This is a genomic window from Prauserella sp. PE36, assembly GCF_003311655.1.
GTDB lineage: Bacteria > Actinomycetota > Actinomycetes > Mycobacteriales > Pseudonocardiaceae > Prauserella_A > Prauserella_A endophytica.
This window is the reverse complement of sequence record NZ_QEQT01000110.1, coordinates 203,373-222,838: the sequence shown is the minus strand read 5'-3', so window position 1 is coordinate 222,838 and position 19,466 is coordinate 203,373. Positions and strand designations below refer to the sequence as shown.

15 protein-coding genes, 1 tRNA gene and 1 pseudogene are annotated in these 19,466 nt (G+C 70.7%); 6 read left to right on the top strand and 11 right to left on the bottom strand.

Features of this window, described 5'->3' with window-relative positions:
* The first annotated feature begins 4 nt into the window (after nt 1-4).
* Genes DI005_RS36365 through DI005_RS36355 form a run of 3 tightly spaced genes read left to right on the top strand, consistent with a single transcriptional unit; the run spans nt 5 to nt 4,512 of the window.
* A complete protein-coding gene (locus tag DI005_RS36365) occupies nt 5-973 on the top strand; it encodes a 4-(cytidine 5'-diphospho)-2-C-methyl-D-erythritol kinase (RefSeq protein WP_113645033.1) in 969 nt (322 codons plus the stop codon).
* Between the two features lie 31 nt (nt 974-1,004).
* Nucleotides 1,005-2,801 (top strand): ABC-F family ATP-binding cassette domain-containing protein, encoded by a 1,797-nt coding sequence (locus DI005_RS36360; RefSeq protein WP_113645032.1) that lies wholly within the window; start codon nt 1,005-1,007, stop codon nt 2,799-2,801.
* A gap of 25 nt (nt 2,802-2,826) precedes the next feature.
* Nucleotides 2,827-4,512 carry a fatty acyl-AMP ligase gene (locus tag DI005_RS36355; protein WP_113645031.1) on the top strand — a complete coding sequence of 562 codons (1,686 nt, stop codon included), beginning with the start codon at nt 2,827-2,829 and terminating at the stop codon, nt 4,510-4,512.
* A 76-nt stretch (nt 4,513-4,588) separates the two neighbouring features.
* On the opposite strand, the gene DI005_RS36350 is transcribed toward DI005_RS36355, so the two are convergent.
* The 9 genes from DI005_RS36350 to DI005_RS36310 all read right to left on the bottom strand — a co-directional run bounded on the left by DI005_RS36350 (nt 4,589) and on the right by DI005_RS36310 (nt 12,262).
* The gene (locus DI005_RS36350; RefSeq protein ID WP_112276545.1) at nt 4,589-4,936 is read right to left on the bottom strand and encodes a DivIVA domain-containing protein; all 348 of its coding nucleotides are present in this window, start codon (nt 4,934-4,936) and stop codon (nt 4,589-4,591) included.
* On the bottom strand, nt 4,937-5,269 hold the full coding sequence (locus DI005_RS36345; protein ID WP_112276547.1) for a DivIVA domain-containing protein: 333 nt from the start codon (nt 5,267-5,269) through the stop codon (nt 4,937-4,939). It abuts the gene before it with no gap.
* Between the two features lie 163 nt (nt 5,270-5,432).
* The gene (gene pth, locus DI005_RS36340) at nt 5,433-6,026 is read right to left on the bottom strand and encodes an aminoacyl-tRNA hydrolase (RefSeq protein WP_113645030.1); all 594 of its coding nucleotides are present in this window, start codon (nt 6,024-6,026) and stop codon (nt 5,433-5,435) included.
* A 10-nt stretch (nt 6,027-6,036) separates the two neighbouring features.
* On the bottom strand, nt 6,037-6,690 hold the full coding sequence (locus tag DI005_RS36335; protein WP_113645029.1) for a 50S ribosomal protein L25/general stress protein Ctc: 654 nt from the start codon (nt 6,688-6,690) through the stop codon (nt 6,037-6,039).
* A gap of 197 nt (nt 6,691-6,887) precedes the next feature.
* Complete coding sequence (locus tag DI005_RS36330; protein ID WP_113645028.1) at nt 6,888-7,763, bottom strand: TIGR03621 family F420-dependent LLM class oxidoreductase; 876 nt, start codon at nt 7,761-7,763, stop codon at nt 6,888-6,890.
* 128 nt (nt 7,764-7,891) lie between these two features.
* The gene (locus tag DI005_RS36325; protein WP_112270718.1) at nt 7,892-8,872 is read right to left on the bottom strand and encodes a ribose-phosphate diphosphokinase; all 981 of its coding nucleotides are present in this window, start codon (nt 8,870-8,872) and stop codon (nt 7,892-7,894) included.
* A complete protein-coding gene (gene glmU / locus DI005_RS36320) occupies nt 8,869-10,341 on the bottom strand; it encodes a bifunctional UDP-N-acetylglucosamine diphosphorylase/glucosamine-1-phosphate N-acetyltransferase GlmU (RefSeq protein ID WP_112270720.1) in 1,473 nt (490 codons plus the stop codon). Before glmU ends, DI005_RS36325 begins: the two co-directional genes overlap by 4 nt.
* A gap of 40 nt (nt 10,342-10,381) precedes the next feature.
* On the bottom strand, nt 10,382-12,097 hold the full coding sequence (locus tag DI005_RS36315; RefSeq protein ID WP_113645071.1) for a diguanylate cyclase: 1,716 nt from the start codon (nt 12,095-12,097) through the stop codon (nt 10,382-10,384).
* A 93-nt stretch (nt 12,098-12,190) separates the two neighbouring features.
* Nucleotides 12,191-12,262: transfer RNA gene (locus tag DI005_RS36310), tRNA-Gln, on the bottom strand.
* Nucleotides 12,263-12,425: 163 nt separating this feature from the next.
* Between DI005_RS36310 and DI005_RS36305 the strand changes: the two genes are divergently transcribed.
* Both DI005_RS36305 and DI005_RS36300 read left to right on the top strand, forming a co-directional pair.
* Entirely contained in the window at nt 12,426-13,376 is a 951-nt protein-coding gene (locus tag DI005_RS36305; RefSeq protein ID WP_113645027.1) for an acyl-CoA desaturase, read from the top strand.
* A gap of 156 nt (nt 13,377-13,532) precedes the next feature.
* Nucleotides 13,533-14,132 (top strand): TetR/AcrR family transcriptional regulator, encoded by a 600-nt coding sequence (locus tag DI005_RS36300; RefSeq protein ID WP_112270722.1) that lies wholly within the window; start codon nt 13,533-13,535, stop codon nt 14,130-14,132.
* A gap of 174 nt (nt 14,133-14,306) precedes the next feature.
* Here the strand turns inward: DI005_RS36300 and DI005_RS36295 are convergent.
* Nucleotides 14,307-15,446: pseudogene (locus DI005_RS36295) on the bottom strand (sorbosone dehydrogenase family protein); the annotation flags it as partial.
* A gap of 132 nt (nt 15,447-15,578) precedes the next feature.
* Here DI005_RS36295 and mfd point away from each other — a divergent pair.
* Nucleotides 15,579-19,160: a transcription-repair coupling factor gene (mfd, locus tag DI005_RS36290; protein ID WP_113645025.1), complete on the top strand. Its 3,582-nt coding sequence runs from the start codon at nt 15,579-15,581 to the stop codon at nt 19,158-19,160.
* Here mfd and DI005_RS36285 read toward each other — a convergent pair whose 3' ends face one another.
* Nucleotides 19,161-19,397, bottom strand: a complete 237-nt coding sequence (locus DI005_RS36285; protein WP_112270728.1) for a hypothetical protein — start codon at nt 19,395-19,397, stop codon at nt 19,161-19,163. It abuts the gene before it with no gap.
* Nucleotides 19,398-19,466 lie beyond the last annotated feature (69 nt).

Genomic DNA, 19,466 nt, shown 5'->3' with positions numbered 1-19,466 from the left:
ACCCGTGCTCGCCGTCGTTCCACCGCCCGTGACCGTGAGGGTGCCCTCCAAGGTGAACCTGCACCTCTCCGTCGGTGACGTTCGCGACGACGGGTTCCACGAGCTGACCACCATCTTCCAGGCCCTATCCCTGACCGACGAGGTCACCGTCGCCGCCGCCGAGGAACCGGGCGTCGAGGTGTTCGGCGAGGGCGCCAAGTCCGTGCCCACCGACGAGGGCAACCTCGCGTGGCGGGCGGCCCGGGCGCTTGCCGAGCACGTGGACCGCACCGAGGACATCGACAAGGTCGGCGTGGTGCTGCGCAAGGGCATTCCCGTCGCTGGCGGCATGGCGGGCGGCAGCGCCGACGCCGCCGCAACGCTCGTCGGCCTCAGCTCGCTGTGGAAGCTCGACCTCGCCAGGGACGAGCTCGCGCAGATCGCCGCCACGCTCGGCAGTGACGTGCCGTTCGCGCTCTACGGTGGCACCGCGCTCGGCACCGGCCGCGGCGAGGAGCTCGTCCCCGTGCTTTCCCGCCACACGTTCCACTGGGTGCTCGCGTTCGACCAGCGCGGCCTGTCCACGCCCCGCGTCTACGGCGAGCTCGACCGGCTGCGCGCCGACGGCGACCCGCCGAGGGTCGGCTCCCACGCGCCGGTGGTCGAGGCGCTCGCCTCAGGCGACCCGAAGCAGCTCGCGCTGCTGCTCGGCAACGACCTCCAGGCGGCCGCCGTCTCGCTGCGGCCCGGCCTGCGCCGGACCCTGCGGGCCGGCGTCAACGCCGGTGCCCTCGCCGGCACGGTCTCCGGCTCGGGTCCCACGTGCGCGTTCCTCTGCGAGAGCGCGGACGCCGCCCTGGAGGTTGCCGCCGAGCTGGCCGGTGCCGGAGTGTGCCGTACGGTGCGGGTCGCGCACGGGCCGGTCCCCGGCGCACGCGTCGTCGGCGGCGACGACGCTCCCCGGCACCCAACGCCGCCCCAAGTGCACGCCTAACCTCAACAGCTTTCGAAGGGTTACCTGCCGGATGGCCAACCTGGTCAACCTCGAATCGGTCAGCAAGTCCTACGGCGAGCGCATGCTGCTCGACGGCGTCTCACTCGGCGTCGGCGAGGGTGAACGCATCGGTGTCGTCGGCCTCAACGGGGGCGGCAAGACCACGCTGCTCGAGGTGCTCGCGGGCCTCACGCCGCCCGACTCAGGGCGGGTGAGCCGCGTCCGCGACCTGCGGATGCGCGTGGTCACCCAGCGCACGGCGCTGCCGGAGGGCAGCACGGTGCGCGACGTCGTGCTCGCCGAGTACGCCGCCGAGCACGAATGGGCCGCCGACGCCCGCGTCCGCTCCATTGTGGACGGACTCGGCATCTCGGCGATCGGGCTGGAGACCCCCACGGCCACGCTGTCGGGCGGGGAGCGGCGCCGGGTCTCGCTCGCCGCGGCGCTGGTGGCCGAGCTGGATCTCGTCGTGCTCGACGAGCCCACCAACCACCTCGATATCGAGGGTGTGCGCTGGCTCGCCGACCATCTGCTCGCGCGCCGGATCTCCCTCGTGGTCGTCACTCACGACCGCTGGTTTCTCGACACCGTGTGCGGCCGGACGTGGGAGGTCGTCGGCGGGAGTGTCGAGCAGTACGAGGGTGGCTACGCGGACTGGGTCTACGCGCGGGCCGAGCGGGCCCGCCTCGCCGCGACGGCGGAGGAGAAGCGGCAGAACCTGGCGCGCAAGGAGCTCGCGTGGCTCCAGCGGGGCGCGAAGGCCCGCACGTCGAAACCGCGTTACCGGGTCGAGGCCGCCGAGTCGCTGATCTCCGACGTGCCTCCGCCCCGTGACTCCGTCGAGCTGCTGACGTTCGCCAAGCGCAGGCTCGGCAAGACCGTGCTGGAACTCGAGGACGTGACGCTCGGGGCGGGGGAGCGCACGCTCCTTGACGACGTCACGTGGCGCATCGGCCCAGGCGACCGGATCGGCCTGGTCGGCGTCAACGGCTCCGGCAAGACGACCCTGCTGCGGCTGCTCGCCGGCGAGTCGGAGCCCGAGACGGGCAGGCGGATCGAGGGCAAGACGGTGCGGCTCGCGCACCTGCGCCAGGAGCTCGACGATCTCCCCGGTGACCTTCGTGTCCTTCAGGCCGTGGAGGCCGTGGCGGGCCGGGTGACGCTCGGCAAGCAGGAGCTGTCGGCCTCGCAGCTGGCCGAGAAGCTCGGGTTCCCGCCCGCGCGGCAATGGACGCCCGTCGACGACCTCTCGGGCGGCGAGCGGCGCCGTCTCCAACTGGTGCGGCTGCTGATGGCGGAGCCGAACGTGCTGTTGCTCGACGAGCCCACCAACGACCTGGACATCGACACGCTCCAGCAACTGGAGGATCTGCTCGACTCGTGGCCGGGCACGCTCGTGGTGGTCTCGCACGACCGCTACCTGGTGGAGCGCGTGTGTGACACGGTGGTCGCCCTCTTCGGCGACGGCAAGATCACCCACCTGCCCGGCGGCATCGACGAGTACCTCACACGCCGCGCCCAGGCCCCCGCGCCCAACGGCCCCCTTGGTAGCGCTGAGCGCAACCAGGGTGGCCTTGGGGAGCGTTCAGCCGGCGGGAACGGGAAGGTTTCCGCCGCGGAATGGCGGGCCGTCACCAAGGAGCTGGCAAGGCTGGAGCGCAGGCTCGACGTCGTCCACGAGAAGGAGGCCAAGCTGCACGATGCGCTGGCCGCCGCGGCGACCGAGCCCGAGCGTCTGATGGAGCTCAATTCCGAGCTGAAGGCCGTCCAGGCGGAAAAGGACGAGCTCGAGCAGAAATGGCTGGAGACCTCTGAGGCCGTGGAGTAAAGACGCGGCCTCTAGAGTTCTCCCCATGAGTCGGTTCGTGGAGACGATGGTCGCCACCGCGAACGCGGTTGGCCGGCAGCGGGGCATGGTGACGGGGGAACCCAAGGAGCCTGTCCGCAGGACGTGGTACGAGGTGCACGAGCGGGCCCGCCGGGTCGGGGGTGGGCTGGTCCGGGCGGGACTGGAGCCGGGCAGCGCCGTCGCGGTGCTGGCCGCCGCGCCCGAGCTGATCGCGCCGACCGTGCAGGGCACGTGGCTCGCGGGCGGCAGCGTCACGATGCTGCACCAGCCGACGCCGCGCACCGATCTCGCGCAGTGGGCCGCCGACACCATCCAGGTGCTCGAGATGATCGGCTCGCGCCTGGTGCTGCTGGGGGAGCCGTTCGACCAGCTCGCGCCCGTGCTCACCGAGCACGGCATCGACTACCGCAAGATCGAGGACCTGCTCACCGACGAACCGATCGCCGAGGCCGTGCCCATCGGCGAGGACTCGCTCGCACTCCTGCAGCTCACCAGCGGCTCCACCGCCGAGCCCAAGGCGGTGCGGATCACGCACGGCAACCTCTACTCCAACATCCGGGCGATGGTCGACCGCGCCGAGCTGGACTTCGACACCGACGTAATGGTGTCGTGGCTGCCCACCTTCCACGACATGGGCATGGTGGGCTTCCTGACGCTGCCCATGACGTTCGGCGTCGAACTCGTCAAGGTCACGCCGGTGGAGTTCCTTTCCGGGCCGCTGCTGTGGCCCGAGCTGATCAGCCGCTACAAGGGCACCGTCACGGCCGCGCCGAACTTCGCCTACGCGATCGTCGGCCGCAGGCTCGCGAGGGTCGACGACGACAACGCCTACGATCTCTCGCATCTGCGGATCGCGCTGAACGGCGCCGAGCCGATCGACCCGTCCGCGGTGACGACCTTCACCGACGCGGGCGCTCGGTTCAAGATGTCGGCCGAATGTGTGTTCCCCGCCTACGGCCTGGCGGAGGCGACCCTGGCAGTGTCGTTCGCACGGTTGTTCACCGGCCTGACCGTGGACGTCATCGAGGCGCACGCGCTGGAGTCCGAGAACCGCGCCGTGCCGGTGCCGGAGGGCGACCCGCGCCGGGGCACCGACGACGTCCGCGCCTTCGCGGTGCTCGGCCCGCCACTCGACGGGCTGACGGCCCAGATCGTCGACGAGCACGGCAAGGTGCTGGGCGAGCGCGAGGTCGGCGAGATCCGGCTGCGCGGCGAGGCCGTGTCGCCCGGCTACCTGACCGTGAACGGTCCCGCGGCGACGCAGGACGCCGAGGGCTGGTTCGCCACCGGCGACCTCGGCTACCTGGTCGAAGGTGGACAGATCGTCATCTGCGGGCGCAGCAAGGACGTGATCATCCTCGGTGGCCGCAACATCTACCCGACCGACGTCGAACGCGCCGCGGGCTCGGTGGAGGGCGTGCGAGCGGGCAACGCGGTGGCCGTGCGGATCGACGCGGGCACCAGGCGGGAGCGCTTCGCCGTCGTGCTGGAGTCCAAACTGGCCGGCGATGAGGCCGAGGAGCACCGGCTCGCCAAGGAGGTCGCCGCGCGCGTGCGCGACGCCGTGGACGCCCGGCCCTACGCCGTGGTGGTGCTGCCCGCGGGCAGCCTGCCCAAGACGCCGTCCGGCAAGGTAAAGCGCGCCGCCACGGCCATCCAGTTCCGCGACCAGATCGCTGCCCGCGCCTAGACACCCCGTCCGCAGTGAAGGCCACCATGCCTGCGTTCAACGCAGGCATGGTGGCCTTCACTGCAGTTGGGACGGGTTACCTGCGGCCGCGACGCCAGAGGGGCTTGCGGACGTGGGTGTGTTCCAGGGCCGGGGCGACGTAGGGGCCGCTCGGGGCCGCCGCTCCCGACCGCGCGGCGAGCGTGGTCTCGACGGCACGCAGGAACGTGTCCACCGCCGTCTGGTCGTAGCCACCCCGCTTGGCCAGCGGGGTGAGGCGAAACGCGACGTCGTGGACCTCCGCCGCGCTCACGTCGTCCTCGCCGTCGAGGGTCGCCGCGATGCGATCGAGGAACGCGTCGACCTGCACCTCGTTGTAGCCGCGAGTCCCGAACGGCGCCTCCGGGAACCGGATGTCGCGCACGTCGTCGGACGTCACCGTCATCTAGCGATCCCGCACCGGCTCGATGGCGGGGGACGTCGTCCGCGCGGCAGGCACGTGGTGCGAGCCCGGCCGGACGCCGGTCCGGGCGAGGAGGGTCTCCTCGACCTCGTCCAGGAACTCGTCCACCTCGCGCTCGTCGTAACCGCGCTTGCCGATGAGCGGGCGCCCGAACTGGACGTGGTGCACTTCGGCGGCGGTCAGGTCGTCCTCGTCTGCGAGCGTCTTCACGATCCGCTGGACGAACTCGTCCACCTCGTTCTTCGCGTAGCCACGGCGACCGATGGGGGCGTTGCGGAACTCGACGTCGCGGACGTCGTCTGCCGTGAACGACATGTGGGGCCTCTCCTGGGTTCGGCTCGGGTCGGGACACATCCCGCATTCCGTCCTAGCCCCCGGCGAACTCAGCGGGAAGACTCAGGGAGGTTTGTCGACTCGACCAGGTGCGCGCGACAACGCCATCGAGTGACGATGAAGTCACCGGTAGTGAGAATCCGCGTCAGCCCGCGTGGAAGGTGTTCTGCGCCGCCGTGAGGCCCTTGCCGACGAGCTCCTCGACGGCGTCGGCGCAGCGGTCGAGGTTGAGTGCGAGCTCGCGCCGCTCGACCGTCGAGAAGTCCTTGAGCACGAAGTCGGCGGGATCCATCCGGCCGGGCGGGCGGCCGACGCCGAACCGGACCCGGTAGTAGTCCTTGGTGCCGAGCGACTTCGTGATGGAACGGAGCCCGTTGTGGCCGTTGTCGCCGCCGCCGAGCTTGAGCCGCAGCGCCCCGTAGGGGATGTCCAGCTCGTCGTGGATCACGACGACCCCGCTCGGCGGGATCTTGTAGAAGCGGGCGGTGCCCGCCACGGGCCCGCCGGAGAGGTTCATGAACGAACGGGGCTTGGCCAGCACCACCCTGCGCCCGGCGAGGTGCCCTTCGAGAACCTCGGCCCCGCCCTTGTGCGCCTTGAACTTGCCGCCGACGCGGGCGGCAAGCTCGTCCAGCACCAGAAAGCCCACGTTGTGCCGGTTGCCGGCGTAGCGGGGCCCGGGATTGCCGAGGCCGGCGAGCAGCACCTGCTCGCCGGCCCCCGGCAGATCTTGCTCCACGGAAGTGGCCTTACTCGCCGTTCTGGCCCTCGGTCGTCTCCGGCTGGTCCTCGACCACGCCGGCGCCCTCGGTGTCGACCTCGGCCTCCATCGCGGCCTCGGACGGCGCCTCGTTGACGGCGACGACGAGCGCGTCGGGATCGGTCACCAGCTCGGCGCCCTTCGGCAGGGTGACCTGCGAGGCGAGGATCTGGGTGCCGGCCTCGACGTTCTCGATCGAGACCTCGAACTGCTCGGGGATGTGCAGCGCCTCGACCTCGATCTGGATGGTGTCCACATCCTGGTTCACCAGCGTGCCGGGGGCCGGGTCGCCGGTCAGCGCGATCGGGACGTCCACGGTGATCTTCTCGCCGCGGTGCACGATCAGCAGGTCGACGTGCTCGATGTAGTTCTTGAGCGGGTGGATCGTGACCGTCTTGGTCAGCGCCAGCTCGGTGGCCTTCTCGGCCTTGTCGGCCGCACCGGCGACGTCCAGCGTGAGCACGGCGTTCTGGCCGTTCTCGCGGATGACGCGGGCGAACTCGATGGCGGGCAGCGCCAGGTGGCGGGGGTCGACACCGTGGCCGTAGAGGACCGCAGGGATCTTGCCGGAACGGCGGGTTCGGCGGGCCGCGCCCTTGCCGAACTCGGTGCGTGGTTCGACCGTCAGACGTACCTCGGACACGGGGATGCACTCCTTGCGGTGGGGTCTTCTGCGTTGCTGGTGGCTGTCCGGCGGCGAGTTCCACGACGTGTACGCACACGGGTGGCCGCTCAAGCCGCCGCGTCGATCACGTCAGACACCGAGCGCACCCGGGGCCCGCCTCGCCGAGACAACCTGCACAGTCTAATCGAGCCTGATTCCGGTTCTTTACGGGGCCGTCACTCCCCGGCCAGTGCACGCAGCACGGGCGCGAAGGTCTCGAGCGCGGGTTCGAACACGGTGAGGTAGGAGAAGCCGTAGTGCTCGCGTCGTTCGTGCAGGGTCGCGGCGATCTCGTCGGAGGTGCCGGCCAGCAGCTGAGGTGCCTTGAGCAGTCGGCCGGTGTCCGGTTTCGGGCCCGGGATCGGCGCGGCCCACGCCTCGATCTCGGCCTTCGGGTCGCCGGAGGTGGCGACGTACTGGACGAGCAGGTTGAACTCCAGCTCGTGGGCGCGCGTGCCGGCCCGGTCACGGACGAACGTGGTGCGCTCGTGCAGCTCCTCGGGGCTGATCAGCGTGAGCGTTCCCGGCGGCTCGCCCTCGGCCTGACGCAGGCCGCCGAAGCCCACGATGTCGGCCTCGCGGGCGGCGAGGTCGAGCACCAGGTCGCCGTTGCCCGCGATGAGCAGCGGCGGCAGGCCGGTGCCCAGTCTGCGCCGCAGCTCGGCGACCGTCTCCGCGAGGAAGGCGACGCGCTCGCGCGCAGGGCGCCACGGCAGGCCGGCGTCGTCGAACTCGGACTTCATGTGCCCGGCGCCGAGGCCGAGGTCGAGCCTGCCGCCGGTGACGCCCGCGACCGTGGAGACCTCCCTGGCCAGCAGCGCGGGGTTGTAGAACGGCACGTCGAGCACGAACGGCACCACGCGCGGCCGCTCGGTCACCGCGGCGGCGACCGCGAGCGCCGGCAGTGGAGCGGCCCTGCCCTCGCCGAGGTGGTCGGGCACGGCGATGACGTCGTAGCCGAGCTCCTCGGCCCTGCGGCACTTGGCGACCCATTCGTCGCGGTCTCCGACGGACCGGAAACTGATGCCGAAGCGGAACCTTCGTGCGCTCATGACCGGCACGCTATTGATCCGCTACCCGCCGTGGGAGCCCCTTTCGCGCACAGCAAAACGGCCCCCAAGGCCACCTTTGTTGCGCTCAACGCACCGAAGGTGGCCTTGGGGGCCGTTGGGCGAAAGGGTCAGGCGCTGCCGTCGAAGAGGCTCGTGACGGAGCCGTCCTCGAAGACCTCCTGGATCGCGCGGGCCAGCAGCGGCGCGATGGAGAGCACGGTCAGGTTGCCGAACCGCTTCTCCTCCGGGATCGGCAGCGTGTTGGTGACGATCACCTCGCGCGCCTTGCAGTTGGCCAGCCGCTCGGCGGCGGGGTCGGAGAGGATGCCGTGGGTCGAGGCGATGACGACGTCGGCCGCGCCCTCCTCCAGCAGCGCGTCGGCGGCCTTCGTGATCGTGCCGCCGGTGTCGATCATGTCGTCGATCAGCACGCACAGCCTGCCGCGGACCTCACCGACGACGCGGTTGGCGACCGCCTGGTTCGGCTTGTCGGGGTCGCGCGTCTTGTGGATGAACGCGATCGGCCGGTCGCCCAGCTGCTGCGCCCACTTCTCGGCCAGCCGCACGCGGCCCGAGTCCGGCGAGACGACCGTGATGTCGGCGTTGCCGTAGGTGTCGCGAATGTGGTCGGCGAGCACCGTCTGCGCGAGCAGGTGGTCCACCGGGCCGTCGAAGAAGCCCTGGATCTGCGCCGTGTGCAGGTCGACCGTCATGATCCGGTCGGCGCCCGCGGTCTTGAAGAGGTCGGCGATGAGACGCGCGGAGATCGGCTCGCGGCCCTTGTGCTTTTTGTCCTGCCGCGAGTACGGGTAGAACGGCATGATCACGGTGATGCGCTTGGCGCTCGCGCGCTTGAGCGCGTCGACCATGATGAGCTGTTCCATGATCCACTCGTTGATGGGTGGCGGGTAGCTCTGGATGACGAACGCGTCCGTGCCGCGCACCGACTCCTGGAAGCGCACGTAGATCTCGCCGTTGGCGAAGGTGTGCACCGTCTGCGGGGTAATCGTCACATTGAGGTGCTTGGCCACCTCTTCCGCGAGTTCGACGTGTGAACGACCGGAGAAGAGCATCAGGTTCTTCTTCGGCGTGCCGGACTTCGGACTCATTCTGGCGACTCCCCGTCGGTATCGGTTTCCTGCTGTGCGGCGAGTGCCCTTTCCGCTGCCTGAGCCGCAGCAGTACCCGGCCTGCGCCGGGGCACCCAGCCTTCGATATTCCGTTGTGGCGCCCCCGAGACCGCGAGCGCCCCGGGGGGTACGTCGCGGCGGATCACCGTGCCCGCGCCACTGTACGCGCCGTCCCCGACGGTAACCGGCGCGACGAACATGGTGTCCGATCCGGTCCGCACGTGGGAGCCGATCGTCGTGTGGCTCTTCGTGACGCCGTCGTAGTTGACGAACACGCTCGAGGCGCCGATGTTGCTGTACTCGCCAATCGTCGCATCCCCGACGTAGGTCAGGTGTGGGACCTTCGTGCCCGTTCCGATCTCGGCGTTCTTCGTCTCGACGAAAGTGCCGATCTTGCCTTTTACACCGAGACGCGTACCGGGCCGCAGGTAGGCGAACGGGCCCACGGACGCGCCGTCGCCGATCTCCGAGTCGCTCCCATGTGTACGGACGACGCTGGCGCCCGCACCCACCGTCACGTTCGTGAGTGTCGAGTCAGGACCGATCCGGCTGCCTTCACCGACGGACGTGTCGCCGTGCAGCTGCACGTTCGGCGCGAGGACGACGTCACGCGCGAGCCTCACTCCCGCGTCGAGCCATGTCGTCGCCGGGTCGGTCACGGTCACGCCCTCGAGCTGCCAGCGGCGCACGATCCGGCGGTTCAGCTCGGCCGCGAGCACCGACAGCTGCACGCGGTCGTTGACGCCCTCGGTGAGCCAGGTGTCGTCGACCACGTGCGCGCCGACGTGCTTGCCGTCGCCGCGCGCGATGCCGAGCACGTCGGTGAGGTAGAGCTCACCCTGCGCGTTGTCCGTGGAAAGGCGCGAGAGGCCGTCGGCGAGCACGGCCGCGTCGAACGCGTAGACACCGGAGTTGATCTCGCGGATCGCGCGCTGCTCGTCGGTCGCGTCCTTCTGCTCGACGATGGCTGCCACGTCGCCGTCGGCGTCGCGGACGATCCGGCCGTAGCCGGTCGGGTCGGCCACCACCGAGGTCAGCACCGTCACGGCGTTGGCGCTGCGCTCGTGCTCCTCCAGCAGCGCGGCCATGGTCGCCGTGTCGAGCAGCGGCACGTCGCCGTAGGTGACGAGCACGGTGCCGGACAGGCCGGACGGCAGTGCGTCGAGCGCGCACGACACGGCGTGTCCCGTGCCGTTCTGGCTCTCCTGCACGGCGGTGGTCACGGTCCTGCCGAGCGTCTCGCCCAGTGTGCCGAGGTGCTCGGTCACCGCCTCGCGGCCGTGGCCGACCACGACGACCAGTTGTTCGGGATCGAGTCCGGCCGCCGCCCGCACCGCGTGCTCGACGAGCGGCCTGCCGGCGATGGGATGCAGCACCTTCGGGAGGTCCGAGCGCATGCGGGTTCCCTCACCCGCGGCCAGGATCACGGTGCTCAGCGGGCCGGTCACGGCACTCCTCACTTCGCCAGGTCTGTACCGGGCCACGATCCTACGTGTGCTCGCGCGCGTCGAACGTGGGGTCGTCCACCGGCTGTTCCTCGGGCTCGCCGCCGGGCTGCGGCGACGAGGCGATCTGGTTGCCGCCACGGCGTTTCGCCTGGTACATCGCCGCGTCGGCGCGCGAGAGCACCTCCTCGGCGCGCTCCTGCGGGCGCAGGGAGACGAGTCCCACCGACAGGGTCACCCCGTGCGAGAGGTGGTGGGGCAGCGACGCGACCGCCTTGACCGAGCGGTTCAGCGCCTGTGTCGCCGCCGACAGCGGGGCGCCCGGCAGCAGCACGATGAACTCGTCGCCGCCGTAGCGGGCGACGATGTCGTCGCCGCGCAGCGCGTCACGCAGCGTGCTGGCGACCACCCGCAGCACGTCGTCGCCCTCGGCGTGCGAGTGTTGGTCGTTGACGTCCTTGAAGCCGTCGAGGTCGACCAGCGCGACCGCGAGGGGCTGGGCCATCGCGGAGGCGGCCAGCGAGCGCAGCCGCTCGTCCAGCGCGCGCCGGTTGGGCAGGCCGGTGAGCGGGTCCTGGAGTGCCTGCTGGGTGATCGCGCCGTGCTCCGCGGAGAGGCGCTCGTGCTCGCGACGGGTGTTGAGGGTGGCGATCTGCGACTCGCGCAGCGACCACAGCTCGGCCTCCAGCGTCGCCGCGTAGTCGGCGAGCGGGCTCGTCGGCTTGCTCTCCGGCTCGACGGAGGCGACCGCGTCGCCGGCGGGGTCGTCCGGATCGCTGTTCCCGATCCGGGCGAGCTCGCGCACGAGGTTGAGGCGCATGGACGGCTGCGAGTTGTCCTCGGCCTGCGTGTGCCGTGCCTCCAGCAGCACGTCGAGCGCCTCGTCGCGCAGGCCGTCGACCTCCAGGCAGCGGGACAGCGCGATGGTGACCAGGATGTTCTCGTGCGGGTAGCCCTGCGTGCCGTGCAGGCGCCGCAGCCGCTCGATGTGCGCGGCGTTGGGGGCGGCGAAGGCCAGCGACGCCGCGAGCACGCCGACCTGGTCCACCGCGGGCACGCCGGCCTCGCGGGGGAACAGCGACTCCGCGAACGGGGCCTCCACGGCGATCGCCATCGAGGCGGCGGTGCGGAACTTCTCCCCGGCCTCGTCGTAGCGCCCGACCCGTTCGAGCCGCAGGCCCCAGCCGAGCAGCATCTTCACGCGGTTCATCAGCTGCAGCGTGATCTCGTGCGGGCCCGCGCTGTCGCGGATCGCCTGGTGGGCGCGCGTGATGACCTCCTCGGCGGCCTCGTACACGCCGAGCTGGTTGAGCACGATCCAGCAGTCGTTGAGCGCGGACGACAGCAGCCGGTCCCACGCTCGCCTGCCCATCTGCACGTCGGCGCTCGGCGCGTCGTCGAGCAGGGCCAGCGCTCTGGCGATCTCGGTGAGCGCGGCGTCCTCCTGGCCGGCCAGCACGAGCCGTCTGCCCCGCAGCGCGTGTGCGTCGGCCCTGAGCAGCGCGAGGCCGTGCCGCTTGGTGTGGGCGAGCATCTCGTCGAGCAGCTGCTCGGCCTCGTCGACCATGCCGCGGGTGACGAGCCGGGCGAGCGCGGCGGCCCTCAGCAGCTGCGCGACCAGGACTGGCTCGCCCCTGCGCTGGGTCTCGTCGAGCAGCTCGTCGAGGGTCTGGATGACCTTGAGCTGCTCGGTGCGCTCGGTGCGCTGCACGGCGGCGATCAGCTCGCGGGCGCGCCCCAGCAGCCAGGCGTCGGACATGTCACCCAACGCCGGGCGGCGCGTCTCAGCCGCGTCAAGCTCCTCGCCGTGCAGCCGCCACACACCCCCTACGGGCCACCCGAAACTCCGTTGCTCCGCCGCCAGGGCTCGAACCTGGACTGTCAGAACCAAAATCTGAAGTGCTGCCAATTACACTACGGCGGATCGCGCCTGGTCAGGATAGCCAGTCAGAGATTGGGTACTGGCAAGGGGTGAAGACGCTGCTTTCGGCCTCTCCCAAGGCCGTCAAACCTCCTGTACCGTAACTTACGGAAACGTAGGTAAGGTGACCCTTGCCAAGGTCTGTTCGTGGAAAGAAGTGACGCGCATGACGGCGACGCTCGAAGGTTCCCCCGCTCCCGCCAAGGGCCCCAAACCGATTCTCGACGGCAAACGCGGCCCAGGTGTCCAGTTCGCGGTGTACTTCGGCGTCATCGCTCCGCTCGCCGCGCTGATCGCCGCCGTGCCCTTCGCCTGGGGCTGGGGGCTGACCTGGGTCGACGTGGCCCTGTTCGTGGTGTTCTACGCGGTCTCCGGGCTCGGGATCACCGTGTCGTTCCACCGCCACTTCACGCACGGCTCGTTCAAGGCGAAGCCGTGGCTGCGGGTCGTGATGGCCATCGCGGGCAGCATGGCCGTCCAGGGCCCGCTGATCACGTGGGTGGCCGACCACCGCAGGCACCACGCGTTCTCCGACCGCGAGGGCGACCCGCACTCGCCGTGGCTGTTCGGCACGTCGCCGCTGGCGATCGCCAAGGGCTTCTGGCACGCCCACATGGGCTGGCTGTTCGAGCGCGACAAGAGCAACGCCGAGCGGTTCGCGCCGGATCTCCTCAAGGACAGCGCGCTCAAGAAGGTCGACGAGCTGTTCTGGCTGTGGACCCTGCTGTCGCTGGTGCTGCCGGGCATCATCGGCGGGCTCGTGACGTGGTCGCTCTGGGGCGGCGTCACGGCGTTCTTCTGGGCCGGGCTCGTGCGGGTCTGCGTGCTGCACCACGTGACGTGGTCGGTGAACTCGATCTGCCACATGATCGGCGAGCGGCCCTTCGCGGCGCGTGACCGGTCGGCGAACTTCTGGCCGCTGGCGATCCTGTCGTTCGGTGAGTCGTGGCACAACCTGCACCACGCCGACCCGACGTCCGCGCGGCACGGCGTCAAGCGGGGTCAGATCGACATCTCGGCGCGCCTCATCTGGCTGTTCGAGAAGTTCGGCTGGGCGTACAACGTGCGCTGGCCGACCCCGACCAGGCTGGAGAAGCTCTCGGTCGCGGCGAAGTAGCCGCGCCGGATGCTGCCGTGAGGCCCGCCCGTCTCCCGCCACCACCCGAACGGAGGCGCTGCACGCCGCAGCTACTCTTTCCAAGTGGCAGGGAGACGGCGAGCCAGGCGTGAGGCTGCCGGGGCGCGGCCGAACGCCCCGGTGCCCAGGGTGCGGATGACCGGCACCGAACGCAGGCAGCAGCTGCTCAACGTCGCCCGCGCGCTCTTCGCCGAGAAGGGTTTCGACGGCGCCTCGATCGAGGAGATCGCCCACCGCGCGAACGTGTCCAAGCCCGTCGTCTACGAGCACTTCGGCGGCAAGGAGGGCATCTACGCCGTCGTGGTCGACCGCGAGACCCAGCTGCTGCTCGACCGCATGGTGTCCACTTTGCACGGTGGGCACCCCAGGGCGATGCTGGAGCAGGCCGCGGTGGCGCTGCTCAGCTACGTCGAGGAGTCCCACGACGGGTTCCGCATCCTCGTGCGCGACTCCCCGGTGGCCAGCTCCACGGGCACGTTCTCGACCCTGCTCAACGACATCGCCAGCCAGGTCGAGCACATCCTCGGCAAGGAGTTCTCGGCGCGCGGCTACGACGGCAAGCTCGCGCCCCTGTACGCGCAGGCGCTGGTCGGCATGGTGGCGCTCACGGGTCAGTGGTGGCTCGACGCGCGCAAGCCCAAGCGCGACGAGGTGGCCGCCCACCTGGTGAACCTCGCGTGGAACGGCCTCTCGCACCTGGAACACAAACCGAAACTGCGCCTGACCGATTCGTGAGCGCGCCCATCCGCAGCGAAGGCCACCTTCACTGCGTTCAACGCAGTGAAGGTGGCCTTCACTGCGGACGGGGTGGCCGGGGTGGGGTGGGCCTTGTCAGGTTGGTGTTACGCGCAGCAGCTTGTCGTCGGAGCCTTCCGACGTGGTGATGTACAGCGCGCCGTCTGGGCCCGTGCGCACGCCGCGCAGCCTGCCGTAGGAGTTGTTCAGCTCCGTCGGCAGGGCCAGTTCGGTCACCTCGGTGCCTTCCTCGTTGAGCTGGAACAGCAGCACCTTCTGCCCGCGCAGCGCCACCACGGCGAGGCGGCCGTCGAGGGCGCCCCACTGCTCACCGGAGAGGAACGCCGCGCCAGAGGGCGCCTCGGTCGACGTCTCTCCGGACGTCCACAGTGGAGGGACCGCGTCGGGGAAGCGCTCCAGGTCGGTCATCGGCACGTCCTCGTCGTAGAAGTCGACCGTGCCGCCCTGCGAGGGGTCCCAGCCGTAGTTCGCACCGGCCTGTGAGCGGTTCATCTCGTCGAAGCCCGTCGGGCCGTGCTCGGAGGTGAACACCTGGCCCGTGCCGGGCCGCACGGCCACGCCCTGCACGTTGCGGTGCCCGTAGGTGTAGACGCGGCGTTCGTTCGCGTCCGCCGACGACGCGAACGGGTTGTCCGGCAGGCCTTCGCCCGTGCGCAGGTCGATGCGCAGCACCTTGCCGCCGAGGCTGGTGCGGTCCTGCGGGATCGTCGGGTCCTCGGCGATGTCGCCGGTGCCAACGAGAAGGGCCCCGTCCTGAGCGATCGTCGGGCGGCAGCCCGAGTGCCGGCCACTGTCGTTCACCGGCAGCCCGGTGAGCAGGTCGCGCACCCGGTTCGCGCTCGTGCCGTCCTCCGAAAGGGCCCACGTGACCAGGCGGACGTCCACGGCCTGCCCGTTCTCCTGGTGCGTCTGGCACGTCGTGAACTGCCGCGACCGCTCGAAGTCCGGGTGCACCACCAGGCCCATCAGTCCGCCCTCGCCCACGACGTGCACGCTGGAGAGGTCGGCGCGCACCTCGCTCACGGCGCCGTCGTCGATCAGCTTGAACCGGGCGGGCCGCTCGGTGACGAGTATCCGGCCGTCGGGCAGGAAGCCGAGGTCCCACCCGTGTTCGAGTCCGCCGGCCACCTCCTCGACGCGGAGCGCGGGCACACCCGCCTGCGAGCTGTTGGCGGTCGGCGGAGCTTGCGGCGTGCTCGGGTCGGTGGTGGGCTCGGCGGCGTCCCCCGTGCAGGACGTGGTGATTCCGGCGAGCAGGGCGAAGCCGACAATGGCGATCTTTCGCGCGCGCATGGAGACAGTCTGCCCCCATAGCACGTCGGGTCGCGGTGAACCGCATACCCTGGAGAGTGAGAGCCCCTGCCGCATCCTCGTCCCGGGCAGGGGTCTGTTCTCGTGTGGTTCTTACACAGGTGAGGGGAATTCGTGGCCGACTCGCACGCGCCGTCGCTGTCCGGGCTGCTCTCCGCTGTTCTTCCTGATCCCGCGCTGCGCGGCGTGGTCGAGCGCGCGGGCGCGCCGCTGCTCGACCTCGACGGCGCACCGGCGACGCGCCAGCTCGTGCTCGCCGCGCTGGCCTCCGACCAGGGCGCGGGCAGGCCGGTGCTCGCGGTGACGGCCACCGGCAGGGAGGCCGAGGAGCTCACGGCTGCGCTCGGCAGCTTCCTCGGCGCCGACGTGGTCGCCGACTTTCCGTCCTGGGAGACGCTGCCGCACGAGCGGCTCTCGCCGAGGGCCGACACCGTCGGCAAGCGGCTCGCCGTGCTGCACCGGCTCGCACAGCCGGACCACGGCGGCCTGCGCGTGGTCGTGGCCACCGTGCGCAGCCTCATCCAGCCGATGGCGCCCGGTCTCGGCAGCCTCGCCCCGATCGAGCTGAAGGTCGGCGAGGAGAGCGAGTTCGAGGCCGTGCTCGAACGGCTCGTCGAGCTGGCCTACACGCGCGTGGACATGGTCGAGAAGCGCGGCGAGTTCGCCGTCCGCGGCGGCATCCTCGACATCTTCGCGCCCACCGACGAGCACCCGCACCGCATCGAGTTCTGGGGTGACGAGGTGAGTGAGATCCGCGCGTTCGCGGTCTCCGACCAGCGGTCGCTGCCGGGCGAGATCGCAGGGGTCACCGCGCCGCCGTGCCGCGAGCTGCTGCTGACTGCCGACGTCAAGGCCCGCGCGGCCAAGCTCGCGGAGGTCCATGCGGCCGACGCGCATCTCGCGGAGATGCTCACCAAGCTCGCCGACGGCATCCCCTGCGAGGGCATGGAGGCCCTCATCCCGGTGCTGTGCGAAGGCGAGTTGGAGCTGCTCACCGACGCCATGCCGGAGGGCGCCCACGTGGTGCTCACCGACCCGGAGAAGATCCGCGCCCGCGCGGGCGACCTGGTGCGCACCGGCCAGGAGTTCCTGGAGGCGTCGTGGATGAGCGCGGCCGGGGGAGGCGCGGCGCCGATCGACCTCGGCGCGTCGGCGTACCGGAGTCTCTCCGAGGTGCGCACCCACGCGGCCGACACCGGCCGGAAGTGGTGGACGCTGTCGCAGCTCACCAGCGAGCAGGACGTGCACCACGTCGCCATCGAGGGCGCGCCCGCCTACCGGGGTGAGCTGGAGCGCGTGAGCACCGACCTGCGCGCCCACACCGCGGCGGGCGGCAGCGCCGTCGTGGTGGTGGCCGGTGCCGGCACGGCGACGCGTGCGGTCGAACAGCTCTCCGCCGCCGAGGTGCCCGCGACGCAGGTCGAGAGCCTCACCGAGCCGCCCAAGGCAGGCGTCGTCACGGTCACGTGCGGCGGTCTCACGGAGGGCTTCGTGGCGCCGGAGTCGGCGCTCGTGGTGCTCAGCGAGGCCGACATCACCGGCCGGGGCGCCACCGCGGGCCGCTCCACCCGCGACCTGAACACGAAGATGCCGTCGCGCCGTCGCAACGCGGTGGACCCCATCGCGCTCAAGTCCGGCGACTACGTGGTGCACGACCAGCACGGCATCGGCCGGTTCGTGGAGATGGTGCAGCGCACCGTCGGTGGGGCGACGCGTGAGTACCTGGTGCTGGAGTACGCGCCGTCGAAGCGCGGGCACCCCGGCGACCGCCTTTTCGTGCCCACCGACCAGCTCGACGAGGTGTCGCGCTACGTCGGCGGCGAGCTGCCGACGCTGAACAAGCTCGGCGGCTCCGACTGGAAGAACACCAAGGCCAAGGCGCGCAAGGCGGTCAAGGAGATCGCCGCCGAGCTCGTGCAGCTCTACGCCGCCCGCCAGGCCGCGCCGGGCCACGCTTTCGGGCAGGACACTCCGTGGCAGCGGGAGCTGGAGGACGCGTTCCCGTTCGTGGAGACCGCCGACCAGCTCGGCGCCATCGACGAGGTCAAGGCCGACATGGAGCGCGGCGTGCCGATGGACCGGGTGATCTGCGGTGACGTGGGATACGGCAAGACCGAGATCGCGGTGCGCGCGGCGTTCAAGGCGGTGCAGGACGGCAAGCAGGTGGTGGTGCTCGTGCCGACGACCCTGCTCGCGCAGCAGCACCTGAACACGTTCTCCGAGCGCATGCGCTCGTTCCCGGTGACGATCAAGGGCCTCTCCCGGTTCACCGAGCCCGCCGAGTCGGAGAAGACGCTGGAGGGACTGGCCTCCGGCGAGGTCGACATCGTGATCGGCACGCACCGGCTGCTGCAGACCGGCGTGCGGTACAAGGACCTCGGTCTGGTGATCGTGGACGAGGAGCAGCGGTTCGGCGTCGAGCACAAGGAGCACATCAAGGCCCTGCGCACCCACGTCGACGTGCTGACGATGTCGGCGACGCCGATCCCGCGCACGCTGGAGATGAGCATGGCCGGGATCCGTGAGATGTCGACGATCCTGACGCCGCCCGAGGACCGGCACCCGATCCTGACCTACGTCGGCGCCTACGACGACAAGCAGGTCGCCGCGGCGATCCGGCGCGAGCTGCTGCGGGACGGCCAGGTGTTCTTCGTGCACAACCGCGTCTCCTCGATCGAGAAGGCGGCGCGGCGGCTGCGCGAGCTGGTGCCCGAGGCGCGCGTGGTGACCGCGCACGGCCAGATGAACGAGCACCGCCTTGAGCAGATCATCCAGGGCTTCTGGGAGCGCGAGTTCGACGTGCTCGTGTGCACCACGATCGTCGAGACCGGGCTGGACATCTCCAACGCCAACACGCTGATCGTCGAGCGCGGCGACCTGCTCGGCCTTGCCCAGCTGCACCAGCTGCGCGGCCGCGTCGGCCGGGGCCGGGAGCGCGGCTACGCCTACTTCCTGTACCCGCCGGAGTCGCCGTTGACCGAGACCGCGCACGACCGGCTCGCCACCATCGCGCAGAACACCGAGCTGGGCTCTGGCATGGCGGTGGCCATGAAGGACCTGGAGATCCGCGGCGCGGGCAACATCCTCGGCGCCGAGCAGTCCGGGCACATCGCGGGCGTCGGCTTCGACCTCTACGTCCGGCTCGTCGGCGAGGCGGTGGACGTCTTCCGCAAGCACGCGGGCGCGGGCGGCGCGGCCGAGGAGGACGCCGCGCCCACCGAGGTGCGGGTGGACCTGCCGGTGGACGCCCACATCCCGCATGACTACGTGCCCGGCGAGCGGCTGCGGCTGGAGGCGTACCGCAAGATCGCGGCGGCTTCCGACAAGGATGGCCTCGATGCGGTGCTGGACGAGCTGATCGACCGCTACGGCCAGCCGCCTGAGCCGGTGCGCAGGCTGCTCGCGGTGGCGGCGTTCCGCCAGGCGTGCCGCGACGCGGGTGTCACCGAGGTGACCATGCAGGGCAACAACCTGCGGTTCACGCCGCTGGAGCTGGCCGACTCGCAGCTGGTGCGACTGAAGCGGCTGTACCCGAAGGCGGTCTACAAGGCGGTGACGCACACGGTGTCGGTGCCGAAGCCCACGGAGGGTGGTGCGGGCGGCCGCATCGGTGCTCCTCCGCTGCGGGACGAGGCCCTGCTCGACTGGTGCACGAAGCTGCTGACGTCGCTGACGAAGCAGCCCGCGGGCGTGTGATCAGGCGCGTTTCTTCCACGCCTCCAGCGCGGCGATGACGACGACCGCGCCCAGGATCACCAGCAGCGGCACGACGTAGCCGAGTGCCCCCCGCTGTTCGCCGAAGACCAGCCGGAACGGTCCGCTGTGCCTGCCCGCGATCAGCCAGCCCGCAAGCGGGATCACCCCCAGCATGATCCCGGCGAACGCGACTATTCCCTGCAGGCCGTTGGCCGTGCCGGTGCGTTCCTGTGCCATCGTGCCTCCCCCATGTCAATGCGATCGCATCGTAAAAGCGGCACGCTCGCGGTGTCAATGCGATCGCAT